Genomic DNA, 20,501 nt, shown 5'->3' on the forward strand with positions numbered 1-20,501 from the left:
AAAGACATTACAAAAAGCTGAGGCCAGCTGTTCTAGTGAGGTTGAAACACGACGGTTCAGAGCAGCACCACGTCGTATTGTTCCTGGGAGTACATGGTTTCCACCTGGAACCGAATGGTGCGTCCGATAAAACCTTCCAGCTCGGCGACATTGCCCGACTCCTCATCGAGCAAACGGTCGACGACTTTCTGGTTCGCCAATACACGATAGCCTTCGGCCTGATAAGCGCGCGCTTCGCGGAGGATTTCGCGGAAAATTTCGTAGCAAACGGTTTCCGGGGTCTTCAGCTTGCCGCGGCCCTGGCAACTGCTGCAGGGTTCGCACAACACTTGCTCCAGACTTTCGCGGGTACGCTTGCGGGTCATCTGCACCAGGCCCAACTCGGTGATCCCGATGATGTTGGTCTTGGCGTGATCGCGCTCCAGTTGTTTCTCCAGGGTGCGCAGCACTTGGCGCTGATGCTCTTCATCTTCCATGTCGATGAAGTCGATGATGATGATCCCGCCCAGATTGCGCAGGCGCAGCTGGCGGGCGATAGCGGTGGCGGCTTCGAGGTTGGTCTTGAAGATGGTTTCTTCAAGGTTGCGATGACCGACGAAGGCCCCGGTGTTGACGTCGATGGTGCTCATGGCTTCCGCCGGATCCACCACCAGATAGCCGCCGGACTTCAGCGGGACTTTACGCTCGAGGGCTTTCTGGATTTCGTCTTCGACGCCGTACAGGTCGAAGATCGGCCGCTCGCCAGGGTAATGCTCCAGGCGATCGGCGATTTCCGGCATCAGTTCGGCAACGAATTGCGTGGTTTTCTGAAAGGTCTCGCGGGAATCGATGCGGATCTTCTCGATCTTCGGGCTGACCAGGTCACGCAGGGTGCGCAGCGCCAGGCCGAGGTCTTCGTAAATCACACTCGGCGCGCCGATGGTCTTGATCTGGTCGTTGATCTGATCCCAGAGCCTGCGCAGGTAGCGGATGTCCATGAGGATTTCATCGGCGCCGGCACCTTCGGCGGCGGTACGCAAGATGAAACCGCCGGCTTCCTTGATGCCTTCCTTGGCCACGCAATCGGTGACCACTTGCTTGAGGCGCTCGCGCTCGGCTTCGTCTTCGATCTTCAGCGAGATGCCGACGTGGGCAGTGCGCGGCATGTACACCAGGTAGCGCGATGGGATCGACAGCTGAGTGGTCAGGCGAGCACCTTTGGAACCGATCGGGTCCTTGGTGACTTGCACCACCAGGCTCTGGCCCTCATGGACCAGCGCACTGATGCTCTCGACCGTCGGGCCTTCACGCAGGGAAATTTCCGACGCGTGAATGAACGCGGCGCGGTCCAGGCCGATGTCGACGAAAGCCGCCTGCATGCCGGGCAATACCCGCACGACCTTACCTTTGTAAATGTTGCCGACGATGCCGCGCTTTTGCGTGCGTTCGACGTGAACCTCTTGCAGGACACCGTTTTCAACCACCGCCACGCGCGATTCCATCGGCGTGATGTTGATCAGGATCTCTTCACTCATGGCAGGGTCTCGTTCAGGCATGTTCACGATAATGGCCGCATCTTGTCAGTACGACGCTCAGCGCGCGTTAAGGGTTTGCCAACAGGGTATGCCGAAATGGCCGAGCAGCTCCGAGGTTTCGCACAGCGGCAGTCCGACCACCGCCGAATAGCTTCCATTGAGCTGGGCGACAAACACCGCGCCCAGCCCTTGAATGCCGTAACCGCCAGCCTTGTCCCGCGGTTCGCCGCTGGCCCAGTAGGCCGCCGCTTCTTCGCGACTGATGGGGCGAAAACGCACCAGACTGCGCACAACCCGCGACTCGCAACGCTCACCGTCAAGCACGGCAATGGCGGTCAGCACTTCATGGTCCTGGCCTGCCAACATCATAAGCATGGCGCACGCGTCGGCTTCGTCCACCGGTTTGCCGAGAATTTTCCCGTCGAGCACCACGGCGGTATCGGCGCCCAGCACGCAGAAATGTGTCTCGGACACGACCAGACGGCGCCCGGCTTCGGCCTTGCCACGCGCGAGGCGTTCGACATAGGCCGAGGGCGATTCAAGGTTCAAAGGGGTTTCATCGATGTCCGCACTGATGACGGAGAACGGCACGCCGATCTGCGTGAGCAGTTCACGCCGACGCGGCGAGCCAGAGGCGAGGTACAGCTGTTTCATCAAGACATCTCCCTGTTTAGTGCCCTGCCTCACAAATACTGTTCCTTGGCTGGGCACCGGTACGGGCCAATGCCTGACCGAATCAATTGATTCTGTAACGTCGACGCAATCCACGCAAACCGTAGCTGACCCAAGGCCAGAGCAACGCACTGACCAGTGCCGGCAAGACCAGCGCCAGCGTTGGCTGACGATTGCCGGTCAGGGCGCTGAGCCATAGTTGAACCAACTGCGCGAGACCGAAGATCACCAGGATCACCAGGCTCTGCTGCCACATCGGGAACATCCGCAAGCGCTGCTGCAGCGCCAGCACCAGGTAGGTGATGAGCGTCAGGATCAACGCATTCTGGCCCAGCAGCGTGCCATAGAGCACGTCCTCGGCCAGGCCCAGGCACCACGCGGTCACCATGCCGACTTTCTGCGGCAAGGCCAACGCCCAGAACGCCAGCAGCAAGGCGAGCCACAGGGGGCGCAGGATCTCCATGAATTGCGGCAACGGCGAAACGCTGAGCAGCAGGCCGATGGCAAACGTCAGCCAGACTATCCAGTCGTTTCGGGAGGCGGTAGTACCGACCATTATTCTCTTCCCCCAGGGGTAGCCGGCGCGGAGACAGGCGGTTTGGCGGCAGGCCTCACGGCAGCGGGTTGAGCCGTCGGTGGTTTGGCGGGCGGCTTGGTGGCGGCAGGTTTGGCGGCGACAGGCTTGGCCGGGGTGGCCGTAGCGGCAGGCGTGGTCACCGGAGCAACCGGAGCGGCCGGAGCAGCAACGGCAGCCGGGATGACGGCTGCAGGTCTGGGCACGGTCGCGGGAATGATCGGTCCACCGCCGTGCTGATCCAGCGCTTCCTGGGCCTGGGCGGCATCGTTGGCGCGTTCTTCGGCTGTGCGGCTGTCACTGAATACCAACAACAGATAACGGCTGCGGTTCAAGGCCGCGGTCGGTACGGCGCGAACAATGGCGAACGGCTGCCCTGAGTCGTGGATCACTTCCCTGACCGTGGCCACCGGGTAACCCGCCGGGAAACGCTGACCGAGACCGGAGCTGACCAGCAGATCGCCTTCCTTGATGTCGGCCGTGTCTGCCACGTGACGCAGTTCCAGGCGTTCCGGGTTGCCGGTGCCGCTGGCAATCGCCCGCAGGCCGTTGCGGTTCACCTGCACCGGGATGCTGTGCGTGGTGTCGGTCAGCAGCAGCACACGGGAGGTGTAGGGCATCAATTCGACCACCTGGCCCATCAGGCCGCGGGCGTCGAGCACCGGCTGACCGAGCACGACACCGTCGCGCTCACCCTTATTGATGATGATGCGATGGGTGAAGGGGTTGGGGTCCATGCCGATCAGCTCGGCGACTTCGACCTTCTCGTTGACCAGCGCGGAGGAGTTGAGCAACTCGCGCAGCCGCACGTTCTGTTCGGTCAAGGCGGCAAGCTTTTGCATGCGGCCCTGCAACAGCAGGTTTTCGGTCTTGAGTTTTTCGTTTTCCGCGACGAGTTCGGTACGGCTGCCAAACTGGCTGGCCACACCTTGCCACAGCCGCTGCGGCAGGTCGGTGATCCAGTAAGACTGCATCAGCACCAGCGACATTTGGCTACGCACCGGCTTGAGCAGTGTGAAGCGGGCATCGACCACCATCAGCGCGACCGATAGCACGACCAGCACCAACAAGCGCACGCCCAGTGAAGGCCCTTTGGTGAAAAGCGGTTTAATAAGCCGCTCCTCCCAGGCAAATGTTCTCGTTATTCATAGGCAGACCGGCCTGGATGCAGACTGACAGAAGATAAACGCAACAGGCAGCACTGCAAAGTGCTGCCCAGGCGCCAACAGCATAGATGCAACCGGCGATATCACTCGCTGGAAAGCAGGTCCATGGTGTGTTTATCCATCATTTCCAAGGCACGGCCACCGCCGCGAGCGACGCAGGTCAGCGGGTCTTCGGCAACGATCACCGGCAGGCCGGTTTCCTGGGCCAGCAACTTGTCGAGGTCGCGCAGCAAGGCGCCACCACCGGTCAGCACCAGGCCACGCTCGGCGATATCGGACGCCAGTTCCGGCGGCGATTGCTCCAGCGCACTTTTCACTGCCTGAACGATGGTGGCCAGGGACTCTTGCAGAGCTTCCAGCACTTCATTGGAGTTCAGGGTGAATGCGCGTGGAACGCCTTCGGCCAGGTTACGGCCACGAACGTCGACTTCACGAACTTCGCCGCCCGGGTAGGCGGTACCGATTTCCTGCTTGATGCGCTCGGCGGTGGACTCGCCGATCAGGCTGCCGTAGTTGCGACGCACGTAGGTGATGATCGCTTCGTCGAAGCGGTCGCCGCCAACCCGTACGGATTCGGCGTAAACCACACCGTTCAGGGAGATCAGTGCGATTTCAGTGGTACCGCCACCGATATCGACAACCATCGAGCCGCGAGCTTCTTCAACCGGCAGACCGGCACCGATCGCGGCCGCCATCGGCTCTTCGATCAGGAAGACTTCACGGGCACCGGCACCGAGGGCCGATTCACGGATGGCACGACGCTCAACCTGGGTGGATTTGCACGGGACGCAAATCAACACACGAGGGCTGGGCTGCAAAAAACTGTTTTCGTGAACTTTGTTGATAAAGTATTGCAACATCTTTTCGCAAACACTGAAGTCAGCGATCACGCCGTCTTTCATCGGACGAATGGCAGCAATGTTGCCTGGCGTACGGCCGAGCATGCGCTTGGCCTCGGTGCCGACGGCAACGACACTTTTCTGGTTACCGTGCGTCCGAATGGCCACAACCGATGGTTCATTCAGGACGATACCGCGCTCACGCACGTAAATAAGGGTGTTGGCAGTGCCCAGGTCAATTGAGAGATCGCTGGAAAACATGCCACGCAGTTTCTTGAACATGGGGAAAGGACCCTAGGCAACGCGTGGGTAAAAAAGTGCGGCAAACTCTAACAACGACAGGGATTTTGGGCAAGGCGCCAATATGTTAAATTGGCCGCTTTTCTGTGCACCAAACCCCACAATCGCGGCCTTATGACCGTAGAAATGCGGTAGTGTTCCGACAATCTAACACACGGATAGCATCCGTTCTGTTTTCCTTCCACTGGAGAATCCCATGGCGCTTGAACGCTCCGACGTGGAAAAAATCGCTCATCTGGCCTGCCTTGGCCTCAATGAAGCCGATCTTCCACACATCACTTCGGCCCTGAACAGCATTCTCGGGCTGGTCGACGAAATGCAGGCGGTCAATACCGACGGTATCGAGCCGCTCGCCCATCCACTGGAAGCCAGCCAGCGCTTGCGCGCAGACGTCGTGACCGAGACCGATCATCGCGAGGCCTACCAGTCCATCGCACCAGCGGTCGAAAACGGCCTGTACCTGGTTCCGAAAGTCATCGACTAAAGGGAAAGAGCCTGCAATGCATCAATTGACTCTGGCCGAGATCGCCCGCGGTCTCGCCGACAAAAAGTTTTCTTCCGAAGAGCTGACCAAGGTCCTGCTGGCGCGCATTACCCAGCTCGATCCGCAGCTCAACAGCTTCATCAGCCTCACCGAAGACCTGGCGCTCCAGCAGGCCAAAGCCGCTGACGCCCGCCGGGCCAATGGTGAGAGCGGCGCCCTGCTCGGCGCGCCGATCGCCCATAAAGACCTGTTCTGCACCCAGGGCATCCGCACCAGCTGCGGCTCGAAGATGCTCGACAACTTCAAAGCACCCTACGATGCCACCGTGGTTGCCAAGCTGGCCGCTGCCGGAGCCGTGACCCTGGGCAAGACCAACATGGACGAATTCGCCATGGGTTCGGCCAACGAGTCGAGCTACTACGGCGCGGTGAAAAACCCGTGGAACCTGGAGCACGTTCCGGGCGGTTCGTCCGGGGGTTCGGCTGCTGCGGTTGCCGCTCGTCTGCTGCCGGCCGCCACCGCGACCGACACCGGCGGCTCGATTCGTCAGCCCGCCGCGTTTACCAACCTGACCGGCCTGAAACCGACGTACGGTCGTGTTTCGCGCTGGGGCATGATCGCTTATGCCTCCAGTCTCGATCAGGGCGGCCCGCTCGCCCGTACCGCCGAAGACTGCGCGATCCTGCTGCAAGGCATGGCAGGTTTCGATGCGAATGACTCCACCAGCATCGACGAACCCGTGCCGGATTACAGCGCCGGCCTCAACGAGTCGCTGCAGGGCCTGCGCATCGGCGTGCCGAAAGAATATTTCAGCGCCGGTCTCGATCCACGCATCGCCGAGCTGGTCATGGCCAGTGTCGAAGAGCTGAAGAAGCTTGGTGCCGTGATCAAGGAAATCAGCCTGCCGAACATGCAGCACGCGATCCCTGCGTACTACGTGATCGCCCCGGCGGAAGCGTCTTCCAACCTGTCGCGTTTCGACGGCGTGCGTTTCGGCTATCGCTGCGAAGACCCGAAGAACCTGATCGACCTGTACAAGCGTTCCCGCGGTGAAGGTTTCGGCCCGGAAGTGCAACGCCGGATCATGGTCGGTGCCTATGCCCTGTCGGCCGGTTACTACGACGCCTACTACCTGAAGGCGCAGAAGATCCGCCGCCTGGTGAAGAACGACTTCATGGCCGCCTTCAACGAGGTCGACATCATCCTCGGCCCGACCACGCCGAACCCGGCCTGGAAGCTTGGCGCCAAGAACAGCGACCCGGTCGCTGCCTACCTGGAAGACGTCTACACCATCACCGCCAACCTTGCCGGTCTGCCGGGCTTGTCCATGCCTGCAGGTTTCGTCGACGGGCTGCCGGTCGGCGTGCAATTGCTCGCCCCGTATTTCCAGGAAGGTCGCCTGTTGAACGTTGCCCATCAGTATCAATTGAATACTGACTGGCACACCCGCACCCCAACCGGCTTCTGAGGAGAAACACATGCAATGGGAAGTCGTGATCGGGCTGGAGATTCATACCCAGCTCACCACCCGGTCGAAAATCTTTTCCGGTAGTTCCACCACCTTCGGCTCCGAGCCGAACACCCAGGCCAGCCTGGTAGACCTGGGCATGCCCGGCGTGCTGCCGGTGCTGAACCAGGAAGCGGTGCGCATGGCGGTGATGTTCGGCCTGGCGATCGATGCCGAGATCGGCCAGCACAACGTGTTCGCCCGCAAGAACTACTTCTACCCGGACCTGCCGAAGGGCTACCAGATCAGCCAGATGGAATTGCCGATCGTTGGCAAGGGCCACCTGGACATCGCGCTCGAAGACGGCACGGTCAAACGCGTCGGCATCACTCGCGCGCACCTGGAAGAAGACGCCGGTAAAAGCCTGCACGAAGAGTTCACCGGCGCCACCGGCATCGACCTGAACCGCGCCGGCACGCCGCTGCTGGAAATCGTCTCCGAACCGGACATGCGCAGCGCCAAGGAAGCCGTGGCTTACGTCAAGGCTGTCCACGCGCTGGTGCGTTACCTCGGGATTTGCGACGGCAACATGGCCGAAGGCTCGCTGCGCTGCGACTGCAACGTGTCGATCCGGCCTAAAGGCCAGGTTGAGTTCGGCACGCGCTGCGAGATCAAGAACGTCAACTCGTTCCGCTTCATCGAGAAGGCGATCAACACCGAAGTGCAGCGCCAGATCGAGCTGATCGAAGACGGCGGCAGGGTGATCCAGCAGACCCGCCTGTACGATCCGAACAAGGACGAAACCCGTCCGATGCGCAGCAAAGAGGAAGCCAACGACTACCGTTACTTCCCCGATCCGGACCTGCTGCCCGTGGTCATCGAGAACTCGTTCCTCGACGACGTGCGCGCCACCCTGCCGGAATTGCCGCCGCAGAAACGCGAGCGTTTCCAGGCGCAGTTCGGCCTGTCGGTCTACGACGCCAGCGTCCTGGCCACCAGCCGCGAGCAAGCCGATTACTTCGAAAAAGTCGTGGGCATCAGCGGTGACGCCAAGCTGGCGGCCAACTGGGTGATGGTCGAGCTGGGCAGCCTGTTGAACAAACAGGGCCTGGACATCGACCAGTCGCCGGTCTCGGCCGAGCAACTGGGCGGTATGCTGCTGCGCATCAAGGACAACACCATCTCCGGCAAGATCGCCAAGGTGGTGTTCGAAGCCATGGCCAACGGCGAAGGCAGCGCGGACGAGATCATCGACAAACGCGGCCTCAAGCAAGTGACCGACAGCGGCGCCATCTCTGCAGTGCTGGACGAGATGCTTGCAGCCAATGCCGAACAGGTCGAGCAATACCGCGCGGCAGACGAAGCCAAACGCGGCAAGATGTTCGGCTTCTTCGTCGGCCAGGCCATGAAAGCCTCCAAAGGCAAGGCCAACCCGCAACAGGTCAATGAACTGCTGAAAAGCAAGCTCGAGGGCTGATCGGATTGGAGCCAGATATAAAGCCTGGCTCTACCCCTGTGGGAGCGAGCTTGCTCGCGATAGCGGTCCGGCACTCAACACAAGGTTGACTGTCAGAATGCATTCGCGAGCAAGCTCGCTCCCACACTTGTTTCGGGATACCTTTGAATGAAACGTTTGCTCAGTACCTGCGCCCTGCTCTCCCTGCTGGCCGGTTGTTCCAGCAACGACATCATCGATCCACACGGCTACGACAAGACCGGCACAGCCTCCTATTACGGCGCCAAACACCAAGGCAAACGCACCGCCAGTGGCGAGCGTTTCAACAAAAATTCCCTGACCGCCGCCCACCGCCAGCTACCCTTTGGCACACGGGTGAAAGTCACCAACCTGAACAACGACAAATCCTGTGTAGTGCGCATCAACGATCGCGGGCCACATACCCGTGGGCGTCTGATCGATGTTTCACACGAGGCTGCCGACCGGCTGGGCATGCTCAGAAGCGGCACCGCACGGGTTCGTGTGCAAGCCCTCGACTGACCGACGGAGCCTCGACCATCTTCGGACTTGCCGATTTACCGCTGCTCAGCGTGATTGAACTGCTCAGCGGCCTGTTGTTACTGATCGCCGGCGCCGAACTGATGGTGCGCGCCGCCGTGCGCCTGGCCGCGCGGCTGCATGTTCGCCCGCTGATCATCGGCCTGACCATCGTCGCCCTCGGCAGCAGCGCGCCGCAGATGGCGGTCAGCCTGCAAGCGACCCTGGCGCAAAACGCCGATATCGCCGTCGGCAGCGTGATCGGCAGCAGCATCTTCAACATCCTCGTCACCCTGGGGCTCTCGGCGCTGATTATCCCGCTGCGGGTGTCGCGGCAACTGGTGCACCTGGATATTGCGCTGATGATCGGCGCCAGCCTGCTGGTGTTCATATTGGCGTGGAATGAAGAGCTGACCCGGGTCGACGGCGTGCTGCTGCTGGCAGCGCTGGTGCTGTATCTGGGCTTGCTGCTGCGCCAGTCGCGGCACTCGGCCCGTCCGCAATCGACCACCCAGGATGTGGTGCAAGCGCCGTGGTTCAGCAGCCTGCTGATGATCGCCGTCGGTCTGGCGATGCTGGTATACGCCGGGCACCTGCTGTTGGGCGCGGCGGTGTCGGTCGCCACCGATCTGGGGCTTTCCGAGCGGATCATCGGCCTGACCATCGTTGCCGTCAGCACCTCCCTGCCGGAACTGGCCACCTCGTTGATCGCGGCGTTGCGCGGAGAACGTGAGATCGCCGTGGGCAACGTGATCGGCAGCAACCTGTTCAATCTGCTTGGCGTGCTGGGCGTTACCGCGCTGATCGCGCCATCGCCGCTGTCGGTGTCGCCCAATGCCCTGGATTTCGATTTGCCGGTCATGCTCGGCGTCGCAGCGCTGTGCCTGCCGGTGTTCTATTCCGGCTACCGGATGACCCGGGCCGAAGGCCTGCTGTTTCTGGGCCTGTACCTGGCGTACGGCCTGCATGTGGTGTCGTTCACCACCGGGATGCCGTTGGCTGGCAAGCTTGAACACCTGATGCTGTTTTTCGTCCTGCCGGCACTGGTGGCGTATTTGCTGTTCACGTCGCTGCGCGCCTGGCGTCGCCAACACCACAAGAGGGAATTGCCATGACCGATAATAAAAAGCCTGGCGTTAAAGTCCGCCGCCAAGTGATGGGCGACGCTTTCGTCGATCGCGCGCTGGGCAATGCCACCGAGTTCACCCAGCCCCTGCAGGATTTCGTTAACGAACACGCCTGGGGCAGCGTCTGGAACCGCGAAGGCCTGCCACTGAAAACCCGCAGCCTGATCACCCTCGCCGCGCTGACGGCGTTGAAGTGTCCGCAGGAATTGAAAGGCCATGTGCGCGGTGCGCTGAACAACGGCTGCACCGTGGAGGAGATTCGCGAGGCGCTGCTGCATTGCGCGGTGTATGCCGGTGTGCCGGCGGCCATCGACGCGTTTCGAGCGGCGCAGGAAGTGATCGATAGCTACCAGAAGCCTGAGTAACTGGTTGGCATTTGGGTTGGCAGTTAGATTGCTATCGCGAGCAAGCTCGCTCCCACAGGGGTTATGTGATCGACACAAACCCACTGTGGGAGCGAGCTTGCTCGCGATGAGGCCCTGAAGAACAGCACAAAACCTTCGGCTAAATCCACCCACCCCACTGCAACAAAAAGATCCCGACGTTGGTGGTGACCGCCGCCATCAAGGTGGTAATCACGATGATCGCTGCGGCCAGTTCATGATTGCCATTGGCCTGACGGGCCATGACAAAGCTGGCCGCGGCGGTCGGACTGCCGAAGTACAGGAACAGAATCCCCAGTTCCGCCCCGCGAAACCCCCAGAGCCAGGCACCCAGCGTCGCCAGGATCGGCAGGCTGATCATCTTTACCAGGCTTGAACTCAGCGCCATCGAGCCGCTTTTGCGCAATGCCGCCAGCGACAGGGTGCCGCCGATGCAGATCAGCGCCAAGGGCAAGGTGGTTTGCGCCAGGTACAGACCGGAGGTCTCCAGCCAACCCGGCAAACCGATCTTGAAGTAGGCAAACGGCGCCGCCGCCAACACGCTGATGATCAGCGGGTTGATCATCACGCTTTTAAAGATGCTCCACGGGTCGGACTTGATCACCGGGCTGTAGACCGCCAGCACGATGGTCGAGAGCGTGTTGTAGAACAGGATCACCAGCGCCGCGAGAATCGCCCCGAGGGAAATCCCATAGTCACCATACATGCTCGCTGCCAGCGCCAGGCCGATCACCCCATTGTTGCCGCGAAACGCACCCTGGGTGTAGATGCCGCGATCTTCACGCGGGCACTTCCAGATCGCCCAGCCCCAGGCAATGGCGAAGCAGACCAACGTGGCGATAGAGAAATAGATCAGCAGTGCCGGTTGCAACGCGGCGTGCAGGTCGGCATGCAGGATGCCCAGGAACAGCAATGCCGGCATGGTGACGTTGAACACCAGGGCCGACGCTGTGTGAATGAAGTTGTCGTTGATCCAGTCGATGCGCTTGAGCAGCACCCCCAGAAACAGCATGGCAAACACCGGCGCGGTGATGTTCAGGGTTTCGAGGAAGATAGCCAGCATGCCGGAGGTCACCTTGGGTGGGCGTCATTAGGGGGCTAATGATAAGCCACTGGGGACGTTGGCGTCTGGTAGACCGCTTTCGCTGGCAAGCCAGCTCCTACAGGTGCGCGTCGTACGCGTATTTTGTGCTCGACATAATTCCTGTAGGAGCTGGCTTGCCAGCGAAGCAGGCGACTCGGTCTCAGGTGATCGGTGCAGGGTTAAACAACGTGATGTCGTTATGCAGCTTGTGCCGCTCCGCCCACGTCTGCTTCTTGCCGCTGGCCACATCCAGGTAGTAGTGGAACAACTCCCACCCAAGGTCCTCGATCGAAGCCCGTCCGGTCGCAATCCGTCCGGCATCGATGTCGATCAGGTCGGGCCAGCGCTGCGCCAGTTCGGTCCGGGTCGAGACCTTCACCACCGGCGCCATCGCCAAACCATAGGGCGTGCCGCGACCGGTAGTGAACACATGCAAGTTCATCCCTGCCGCCAGTTGCAACGTTCCGCAGACAAAATCACTGGCCGGCGTCGCACAGAAAATCAACCCTTTGCGCTTGAAGCGCTCACCAGGGCCAAGCACCCCATTGATCGCGCTGCTGCCGGATTTGACGATCGAGCCCAGTGACTTCTCGACGATGTTCGACAGCCCGCCCTTCTTGTTGCCCGGCGTGGTGTTGGCGCTGCGATCCGCCTCGCCCTTGGCCAGGTAACGGTCGTACCAGTCCATTTCCCGCACCAGTTCCTGAGCGACTTCTTCGGTTTCGGCGCGGGACGTCAGCAGGTAAATCGCGTCGCGCACTTCAGTGACTTCGGAGAACATCACCGTCGCGCCGGCCCGCAGCAACAAGTCCGAGGCGTAGCCCAGCGCCGGGTTGGCGGTGATGCCGGAGAACGCATCGCTGCCACCGCACTGCATGCCAAGGATCAGCTCGGACGCCGGCACGGTTTCCCGGCGACGCTGATCGAGCTTCTTCAAACGGGTCTCGGCCAGCGCCATGATCTGCTCGATCATCTCGGTGAAGCCATGACTGGAATCCTGCAAGCGGTACAGCCACGGTTCGCTCAAATCCACCGAGCTGTCGTTCTCGTGCATCACCTGCCCGGCCTGCAACTTCTCGCACCCCAGGCTAATGACCAAGGCTTCGCCACCCAGGTTCGGGTTGCGCGCCAGGTTGCGCACGGTGCGGATTGGGATGTACGCGTCAGTCGCAGTAATCGCCACACCGCAGCCGTAGCTGTGGGTCAGCGCCACCACGTCATCGACGTTCGGGTACTTGGGCAGCAACTCGTCCTTGATGCGCTTGACCGCATGGTCCAGCACACCCGTGACGCACTGAACAGTCGTGGTAATCCCAAGAATGTTGCGCGTGCCGACGGTGCCGTCGGCGTTGCGATACCCCTCGAAGGTAAAGCCTTCCAGCGGCGCCTGTGCCGCCGGCACCTCGGTGGACAGCGGCAAGCTGTCCAGCGGTGGCGCGGTCGGCATGCGCAGTTGATCTTCCTTGACCCAGCTGCCGCGTGGAATCGGGTGTAACGCGTAGCCAATGGTCTGGCCGTAACGAATCACCTGCCCGCCCTCGGGAATATCTTCCAGGGTGACCTTGTGGCTCTGCGGCACGAAGTCCAGGGTGACCAGGCCGTCCGCAAACTCGGTGCCGGCCGGCACCCCCTGATCGTTGACCACAATGACCACATTGTCCCGCTCGTGCAGGCGGATGTAGCGCGGCGAGTCGGAATGTTCAATCAACTGCATGACGCCGCTCCTCAGGAATGCGCTTGGGATAATTTGCCGTTGGTTTCAGGTCCGCCGACAGGCGGCTCTTTCAACACCACACGTTTGATCGGGCCAACGATCACCAGATAGCTGAACACTGCAACCAGTGCGTTGCAACCGACGAACACCAGCGCCCATTTGAACGAACCGGTGGAACTGATGATGTAACCGATGACGATCGGGGTGGTGATGGAAGCGATATTGCCGAACATGTTGAACAGGCCACCACTCAAACCGGCGATCTGTTTCGGCGAAGTGTCGGACACGACTGCCCAGCCCAATGCGCCCACGCCTTTACCGAAGAAGGCCAGGGCCATGAAGCCGACCACCATCCATTCCACGTCCACGTAGTTACAGGCCACGATGCTGCTGGAGACCAGCAAACCGGCAATGATCGGTGCCTTGCGGGCGAAGGTCAGGGAATGGCCTCTGCGCAGCAGATAATCGGAAATCACGCCGCCGAGCACGCCACCAATGAAGCCGCAGATCGCCGGCAACGAGGCAATGAAACCGGCCTTGAGGATGGTCATGCCGCGCTCCTGCACCAGGTACACCGGGAACCAGGTCAGGAAGAAGTAGGTGATGCCGTTGATGCAATATTGGCCCAGATACACGCCGAGCATCATGCGGTTGGTCAGCAGCTGGCGGATGTAGTCCCACTTCGGACCGTCGACCTTTTTGCCTTTGCCTTTGTCCTGGTCCATGTCGACCATGCCGCCGTTGTCGGCGATGTGCTTGAACTCGGCGTCATTGATCATCGGGTGCTGGCGCGGGCTGTGGATAACCTTCAGCCAGATTCCCGAGAAGATGATGCCGATCACGCCCATGACGATGAACACGTGCTGCCAGCCAAAGCTGTAGACGATCCAGCCCATCAGCGGTGCGAACAACACGGTGGCAAAGTACTGCGCTGAGTTGAAGATCGCCGACGCCGTGCCGCGTTCCGCCGTCGGGAACCAGGCCGCGACGATGCGTGCATTACCGGGGAAGGATGGCGCTTCGGCCAGGCCCACCAAAAAGCGCAGCATGAACAGCGCAACCACCGCGGTAGACATACCGAATTCGCCGACATAGCCCTGCAGCACGGTGAACAGCGACCAGGTGAAAATGCTCAGCGCGTAGATTTTTTTCGAACCGAAACGGTCCAGCAGCCAGCCACCGGGAATTTGCCCGGCCACATAGGCCCAACCGAATGCAGAGAAGATATACCCGAGGGTGACCGCGTCGATGCCGAGGTCTTTTTGCAGGCTGGAACCCGCAATGGCGATAGTGGCCCGGTCGGCGTAGTTGATGGTGGTCACCAGAAAAAGCATGAGCAAAATCAAATAGCGGACGTGGGTCGGCTTGGTCGCTTGCATGTAGATGTACTCCCACTGATTATTTTTATGCGGGTAATAACAATGTTGTTTTTGTGGGAGCTGGCCTGCCAGCGATGCGGGCACCTCGGTATGTCAGTCACACCGCGGTGATGCCATCGCCGGCAGGCCAGCTCCCACAGGTATTGCGATGTATCAGGAACCGATGTAGCTGGTTTTCACCACGGTGTAGAACTCTTGCGCATAGCGACCTTGCTCGCGAGATCCATAGGATGAACCTTTACGCCCGCCGAATGGCACGTGGTAATCCACGCCCGCCGTCGGCAGGTTGACCATCACCATCCCGGCCTGGGAGTGGCGCTTGAAGTGGTTGGCGTACTTCAGCGACGTGGTGGCGATGCCCGCCGACAGACCGAACTCGGTGTCGTTGGCCATTGCCAGCGCAGCGTCGTAATCGGCCACGCGCACGATGTTGGCCACCGGGCCGAAGATCTCTTCGCGGCTGATGCGCATGGCGGCTTCGCTGTCGGCAAACAGCGTTGGCGCGAGGTAGTAGCCTTCGGTGTCGCAGGTCACCAGACCACCGCCGCTGACCAGACGCGCACCTTCGGACTGACCGATGTCGATGTACTTCAAGTCCTGTTCAAGCTGGGCTTGCGAGACGACCGGACCGATATCGGTGCCGGTTTTCAGCGCGTGGCCGACCTTGATCGACTTCATGCGCTCGGCCATGGCGTCGACGAACTGATCGTGAATCCCGGCGGTGACGATGAAACGGCTCGAAGCGGTGCAACGCTGGCCGGTGGAGTAGAACGCACTCTGCACCGACAATTCGACCGCTTGCTTGAGGTCGGCATCGTCGAGAATGATCTGCGGGTTCTTGCCGCCCATTTCCAGCTGCACCTTGGCCTGGCGCGAGACGCAGCTTACGGCGATCTGGCGACCGACACCCACGGAGCCGGTAAAGCTGATGCCGTCGACTTTCGGGCTCTGCACCAGTGCATCGCCCACCACTCGACCGCTGCCCATCACCAGGTTGAACACGCCAGCCGGGAACCCGGCGCGGGAGATGATTTCAGCCAGCGCCCAGGCGCAACCCGGTACCAGATCCGCCGGTTTCAGCACGACACAGTTGCCATAGGCCAGGGCCGGGGCGATTTTCCACGCCGGGATCGCGATCGGGAAGTTCCAGGGCGTGATCAGACCGACCACGCCCAGCGCTTCGCGAGTGACTTCCACATTGACGCCCGGACGTACCGACGGCAGGTAGTCGCCGGACAGGCGCAGGCATTCACCGGCGAAGAACTTGAAGATATTGCCGGCGCGGGTCACTTCGCCGATGGCTTCGGGCAGGGTCTTGCCCTCTTCCCGAGCCAGCAAGGTGCCTAGCTCTTCGCGACGGGCGAGGATTTCAGTGCCGATTTTATCCAGGGAATCGTGACGAGCCTGAATACCCGAGGTAGACCAGGCCGGGAACGCAGCGCGGGCGGCGTCGATGGCGGCGTGGACCTGGGCCAGATCGGCTTTGGCGTACTCGCCGATGGTGTCAGTCAACTCCGATGGATTGATGTTGGCGCAATAATCACTGCCCGCCACCCACTCACCGTTAATGTAGTTATCGAAACGCTTTGCATCAGCCACTGTGCTATCTCCTCACGCAAAAGGCCGCTGATTACTCAGCGGCCTTGCTTAATCGGTTGTTATTGCGCGCCCTGCTTGTCGATCAGTGCGGCCAGAGCTTCGTACTCTTCCGGCAACAGATCGGTCAGCGGTGCACGCACAGGACCTGCGTCGAAGCCTGCAATTTTTGCCCCGGCCTTGACGATGCTCACCGCGTAACCGGCCTTGCGGTTACGGATGTCCAGGTACGGCAGGAAGAAGTCGTCGATGATCTTGCCGACGGTGGCGTGATCTTCCCGGGCAACGGCGTGGTAGAAATCCATCGCGGTTTTCGGGATGAAGTTGAACACCGCGGACGAGTAAACCGGTACGCCCAGCGCCTTGTAGGCCGCGGCGTAGACTTCGGCGGTCGGCAACCCACCCAGGTAGCTGAAGCGATCGCCGAGGCGGCGACGGATCGACACCATCAACTCGATATCGCCCAGGCCATCCTTGTAGCCGATCAGGTTCGGGCAGCGCTCGGCCAGACGTTCCAGCAGCGGCGCGGTCAGGCGGCACACGTTACGGTTGTAAACCACCACTCCGATTTTCACCGATTTGCACACGGCTTCAACGTGGGCAGCCACGCCGTCCTGGCTGGCTTCGGTCAGGTAATGCGGCAACAGCAACAGGCCCTTGGCGCCCAGACGCTCGGCTTCTTGCGCGTATTCGATGGCTTGACGGGTCGAACCGCCAACGCCGGCCAGAATCGGCACGCTGGTTTCGCAGGTGTCGACGGCGGTCTTGATGATTTCCGAGTATTCGCTGGCCGCCAGAGAGAAGAACTCACCGGTGCCGCCTGCGGCGAACAGTGCCGAGGCGCCGTATGGGGCCAGCCATTCGAGACGCTTGATGTAGCCCGCGCGATGGAAATCGCCCTGAGCATTGAAATCGGTAACCGGGAAAGACAGCAGACCGGAAGAGAGGATGGACTTCAGTTCTTGTGGATTCATTATTCGAACACCCTGGGTAGCGACGTTATATGTGTGAGATAACCGTTCAGCTTTCGCCGAGTTGTAGGTCATCGTACAACTTAAATTATAACCGTCAACTGCATTTCATCGCCGCGGGTGAAAATTGTTGGACAGGATGGATGGGAGACGAATGTTTCCGGGCCTTCGGCTGATAAATATCGAATGCATAGAGGCCGTGCCCGATGGGCGATTAGAAGATACGTTGTCGGAAGAGATTGAGGATTAACGAGGGGAGCTGATTTCAAAAACGGCTAAGAGATGTGGTATGGCTACTGGCCCCTTCGCGAGCAAGCTCGCTCCCACATTGGAGTGTGGTGCACATGGAGTCTGTATTCACACCGGTCGAATGTGGGAGGAACGGCCAGGAAGTGTTGCAGGGCTGCAGGCCCCTTCGCGGGCAAGCTCGCTCCCACATCGGAGTGTGGTGCACATGGATTTTGTATTCACACCGGTCAACTGTGGGAGCGCGCTGGCTCCGGGCGGTGTTCCGACGAAGACGGACCATCAGGCGATACATTATCCAAATCAGAGAACTTACCCCCGCTGCGCCTCAGCCTCTTCATGGGCATGGCGCAACCGTTCACGGCTGTTGGTCAGGTGCAACCGCATGGCCGCGCGGGCCGCATCCGAATCCTGGCGGGCAATCGCGTCGTAGATCTCTTCGTGCTCACGGCTCAGGCGATTCATGTAGTGCTGCTGGTCATCATGGGCCAGGCGCGCCGAATTGAGTCGCGTACGCGGGATAATGCTGGTGCCCAGGTGGGTCATGATGTCCGTGAAGTAGCGGTTGCCCGTCGCCAGGGCGATTTGCAGGTGGAACTGGAAGTCCGACGCCACGGCATCACTGGCGTGGGAGACACTTTCATTCAACGCGTCCAGCGCCGCTCGCATCAGCGCCAACTGCTCGGCGCTGCGACGTTGGGCGGCAAGGCCGGCGGATTCCACTTCCAGGCTGATGCGCAGTTCGAGAATCGCCAGCACGTCACGCAGGGTGACCACGGTCGCCGGGTCGATACGAAAACCACTCGGGCTCGGGGTATCGAGCACGAAGGTGCCGATGCCATGACGGGTTTCAACCTGCCCGGCCGCCTGCAATCGCGAAATCGCCTCGCGCACTACCGTACGGCTGACGCCATGGGCCTCCATGATCGCCGACTCGGTGGGCAATTTGTCGCCGCGCTTGAGTTGACCGTCGCGAATCTGCTCGGACAGCACCGTCACCAATTCCTGTGCGAGGCTGCGGCGCTTGCGAGGGAAGCGTGGCGTGTCGATCGGGTTTTCCATGGTGAACGTCATTCTCGAAAAATTCGGCTGAATCCGCATCATAGCTCAACGCGGTTGTACGATCACCTACCACCCCTGTAGGAGCGAGGCTTGCCCGCGAAGAACGATGACACGGTTTCTCAATGGAACCGTGTCACGGCGTTCGCGGGCAAGCCTCGCTCCTACAAGGTGGTGGTATTCAGGCGGTTACGGCCTGGTCCACCAGATGCCCATTGTCGATACGAATGTGCCGTGGGTGGAAGCGTTTCAGGCTGCTGCGATGCCCGACGCTGACAATGCTCAACCCCGGTATTTCATCGATCAACGCCTGATACAGCGACGCCTCGTCCTCTTCATCCATCGCCGAGGTCGCTTCGTCCATGTACAGCCATTGCGGTGCATAGAGCAGCGCACGGGCGAACGCCAGACGTTGCTGTTCACCCGGCGACAGCATGCGCTGCCAGTGATTGGCTTCGTCCAGACGCGCCACCAGATGCGGCAAGCGGCAGGTTTCCAGCACATGCACGTAGCGCTCGTGCGGGTAAGTATCGCCGGACTGTGGATAACTCAGCGCCTCGCGCAGCGTGCCAATCGGCAGATAGGGTTTTTGCGGCAGGAACAGATACCGCGCCGCCGGCAGACGAATACTGCCGTGGCCCGCCGGCCACAAATGACCCATTGCCCGCAGCAAGGTCGATTTACCGCTGCCGGAACGACCGCTGAGCATGACGCGCTCGCCCTCCTCCACGGTCATGTCGGCGTTGGTCAACAGGTGACGGCCGTCAGCCAGGTCGAGACCCAGGTTGTGCACCTTCAACTCCGAACCTGAATTCTGCACATCGATCATCGGCGCGCGCTCCTCGTTGTCCGTCATGGCCTGGCGGAAACTCAGAAGCCGATCGCAGGTGGCGCGCCATTCGGCGAGGTCCTGGTACGCACTGATAAACCAGCTGAAGTTATCCTGGACGTTTGCGAACGCCGAGTTGATTTGCATCAGCTCACCCAGCTCGATCTTGCCAGTGAAGTAACGCGGCGCGGCGACCATGAACGGGAAGATAACTGCGATCTGCTCATAACCGGAAGTAAAGAAGGTCAGGCGCTTGGACACTTTCATGATGTCCCAGAAATTGTGCCAGACCAGCCCGAAGCGGCTACTCAAGCGACGATTTTCATTCGGCTCGCCGTTGTACAGTGCAATGCTTTCGGCATTCTCGCGAACCCGCACCATGGAGAAACGCAGGTCGGCTTCGAAGCGTTGTTGATTGTTGTTGAGGCCGATCAGGCGACGACCGATCAAATGCGTCAGCCAGCTGCCGATGGCGGCGTAGATCAGGGCGCACCAGAACATGTAGCCGGGAATGGTGAATCCGAACACTTCGATGCTGCCGGACACGCCCCACAAAATGATCGAGAACGAGACGAGGCTGACGACGTTGCGGATCAAACCAAGGCCCAGCCCCAGGGTGTTGGTGGTGAATTTGTTGAGGTCTTCGGAAATCCGCTGGTCCGGGTTATCGGTATAACCGCCCTGCTCCAGCTGGTAGTAATTCTTGTTGCCGAGCCAGCGCGAGAAGTGCTGCTCGGTGAGCCAGGCCCGCCAGCGAATCGTCAGCATCTGGGTCAGGTAGAGCCGATACACCGTGCCGAGAATCGCCACCGCGGCAATGCCGCAGAAATACAGGATCAACTGCCAGAAGGCTGCTTCGTCCTTCTTTTGCAGGGCGTTGTAGAAATCCTTGTACCAACTGTTGAGCCATACGGAAATCCACACGCTGAACAACGACAGCGCAATCACCGCGATCAGCAACGTCCAGGCCTTGCCCTTCTCTTCGCTGCGCCAGTATGGCGTGGTCATCGCCCAGACTTTTCGAAAAAACTGCCCGCGCACAGCATCGTTGACCGCGGAATATTCAGCGTTCTGATTCATGGATAAGGCTCGATAAAGAAAAGAACACACACGAACCGATCATA

At 60.5% G+C, this 20,501-nt stretch carries 18 protein-coding genes; 6 read left to right on the forward strand and 12 right to left on the reverse strand.

Annotated elements, in window-relative coordinates; translation table 11 throughout:
* Nucleotides 1-56: 56 nt before the first annotated feature.
* From rng to mreB, 5 genes are all read right to left on the reverse strand, one after another.
* Complete coding sequence (gene rng / locus ACA062_RS28385) at nucleotides 57-1,514, reverse strand: ribonuclease G (protein ID WP_461981396.1); 1,458 nt, start codon at nucleotides 1,512-1,514, stop codon at nucleotides 57-59.
* A gap of 57 nt (nucleotides 1,515-1,571) precedes the next feature.
* Complete coding sequence (locus ACA062_RS28390) at nucleotides 1,572-2,168, reverse strand: Maf family protein (protein WP_497453990.1); 597 nt, start codon at nucleotides 2,166-2,168, stop codon at nucleotides 1,572-1,574.
* A gap of 82 nt (nucleotides 2,169-2,250) precedes the next feature.
* Complete coding sequence (gene mreD, locus ACA062_RS28395) at nucleotides 2,251-2,742, reverse strand: rod shape-determining protein MreD (protein ID WP_497453991.1); 492 nt, start codon at nucleotides 2,740-2,742, stop codon at nucleotides 2,251-2,253.
* Nucleotides 2,742-3,872 (reverse strand): rod shape-determining protein MreC, encoded by a 1,131-nt coding sequence (gene mreC, locus ACA062_RS28400; protein ID WP_497457506.1) that lies wholly within the window; start codon nucleotides 3,870-3,872, stop codon nucleotides 2,742-2,744. The genes mreD and mreC overlap by 1 nt, the downstream gene beginning before the upstream one ends.
* A 137-nt stretch (nucleotides 3,873-4,009) precedes the next feature.
* Complete coding sequence (gene mreB, locus ACA062_RS28405) at nucleotides 4,010-5,047, reverse strand: rod shape-determining protein MreB (RefSeq protein WP_002555108.1); 1,038 nt, start codon at nucleotides 5,045-5,047, stop codon at nucleotides 4,010-4,012.
* Between the two features lie 214 nt (nucleotides 5,048-5,261).
* On the opposite strand from mreB, the gene gatC reads away from it, so the two are divergent.
* The 6 genes from gatC (at nucleotide 5,262) to ACA062_RS28435 (ending at nucleotide 10,481) form a co-directional block, all read left to right on the forward strand.
* Nucleotides 5,262-5,549 carry an Asp-tRNA(Asn)/Glu-tRNA(Gln) amidotransferase subunit GatC gene (gene gatC, locus ACA062_RS28410; RefSeq protein WP_497453992.1) on the forward strand — a complete coding sequence of 96 codons (288 nt, stop codon included), beginning with the start codon at nucleotides 5,262-5,264 and terminating at the stop codon, nucleotides 5,547-5,549.
* 16 nt (nucleotides 5,550-5,565) lie between these two features.
* Entirely contained in the window at nucleotides 5,566-7,017 is a 1,452-nt protein-coding gene (gene gatA / locus ACA062_RS28415) for an Asp-tRNA(Asn)/Glu-tRNA(Gln) amidotransferase subunit GatA (RefSeq protein ID WP_497453993.1), read from the forward strand.
* Between the two features lie 10 nt (nucleotides 7,018-7,027).
* A complete protein-coding gene (gene gatB, locus ACA062_RS28420; protein ID WP_497453994.1) occupies nucleotides 7,028-8,473 on the forward strand; it encodes an Asp-tRNA(Asn)/Glu-tRNA(Gln) amidotransferase subunit GatB in 1,446 nt (481 codons plus the stop codon).
* Between the two features lie 147 nt (nucleotides 8,474-8,620).
* The gene (locus ACA062_RS28425) at nucleotides 8,621-8,992 is read left to right on the forward strand and encodes a septal ring lytic transglycosylase RlpA family protein (protein ID WP_497453995.1); all 372 of its coding nucleotides are present in this window, start codon (nucleotides 8,621-8,623) and stop codon (nucleotides 8,990-8,992) included.
* 50 nt (nucleotides 8,993-9,042) lie between these two features.
* Nucleotides 9,043-10,104: a calcium/sodium antiporter gene (locus ACA062_RS28430; protein ID WP_497453996.1), complete on the forward strand. Its 1,062-nt coding sequence runs from the start codon at nucleotides 9,043-9,045 to the stop codon at nucleotides 10,102-10,104.
* Complete coding sequence (locus ACA062_RS28435; protein ID WP_497453997.1) at nucleotides 10,101-10,481, forward strand: carboxymuconolactone decarboxylase family protein; 381 nt, start codon at nucleotides 10,101-10,103, stop codon at nucleotides 10,479-10,481. The genes ACA062_RS28430 and ACA062_RS28435 overlap by 4 nt, the downstream gene beginning before the upstream one ends.
* A 139-nt stretch (nucleotides 10,482-10,620) precedes the next feature.
* On the opposite strand, the gene ACA062_RS28440 is transcribed toward ACA062_RS28435, so the two are convergent.
* The 7 genes from ACA062_RS28440 to ACA062_RS28470 form a co-directional block, all read right to left on the reverse strand.
* Nucleotides 10,621-11,562, reverse strand: coding sequence for an AEC family transporter (locus tag ACA062_RS28440; protein WP_497453998.1), 942 nt, complete (start codon nucleotides 11,560-11,562; stop codon nucleotides 10,621-10,623).
* Nucleotides 11,563-11,743: 181 nt separating this feature from the next.
* Nucleotides 11,744-13,297: a galactarate dehydratase gene (gene garD, locus ACA062_RS28445; RefSeq protein WP_497453999.1), complete on the reverse strand. Its 1,554-nt coding sequence runs from the start codon at nucleotides 13,295-13,297 to the stop codon at nucleotides 11,744-11,746.
* 11 nt (nucleotides 13,298-13,308) lie between these two features.
* Complete coding sequence (locus tag ACA062_RS28450) at nucleotides 13,309-14,676, reverse strand: MFS transporter (RefSeq protein WP_497454000.1); 1,368 nt, start codon at nucleotides 14,674-14,676, stop codon at nucleotides 13,309-13,311.
* A 153-nt stretch (nucleotides 14,677-14,829) separates the two neighbouring features.
* Complete coding sequence (locus ACA062_RS28455; protein WP_497454001.1) at nucleotides 14,830-16,275, reverse strand: aldehyde dehydrogenase family protein; 1,446 nt, start codon at nucleotides 16,273-16,275, stop codon at nucleotides 14,830-14,832.
* Nucleotides 16,276-16,334: 59 nt separating this feature from the next.
* A complete protein-coding gene (gene kdgD, locus ACA062_RS28460) occupies nucleotides 16,335-17,246 on the reverse strand; it encodes a 5-dehydro-4-deoxyglucarate dehydratase (protein WP_497454002.1) in 912 nt (303 codons plus the stop codon).
* A gap of 555 nt (nucleotides 17,247-17,801) precedes the next feature.
* Nucleotides 17,802-18,551 carry a FadR/GntR family transcriptional regulator gene (locus tag ACA062_RS28465; protein ID WP_497454003.1) on the reverse strand — a complete coding sequence of 250 codons (750 nt, stop codon included), beginning with the start codon at nucleotides 18,549-18,551 and terminating at the stop codon, nucleotides 17,802-17,804.
* Between the two features lie 178 nt (nucleotides 18,552-18,729).
* Nucleotides 18,730-20,457: an ABC transporter ATP-binding protein/permease gene (locus ACA062_RS28470; RefSeq protein ID WP_497454004.1), complete on the reverse strand. Its 1,728-nt coding sequence runs from the start codon at nucleotides 20,455-20,457 to the stop codon at nucleotides 18,730-18,732.
* Between the last annotated feature and the right edge of the window lie 44 nt (nucleotides 20,458-20,501).

It is taken from the genome of Pseudomonas sp. LBUM1679 (assembly GCF_059695565.1).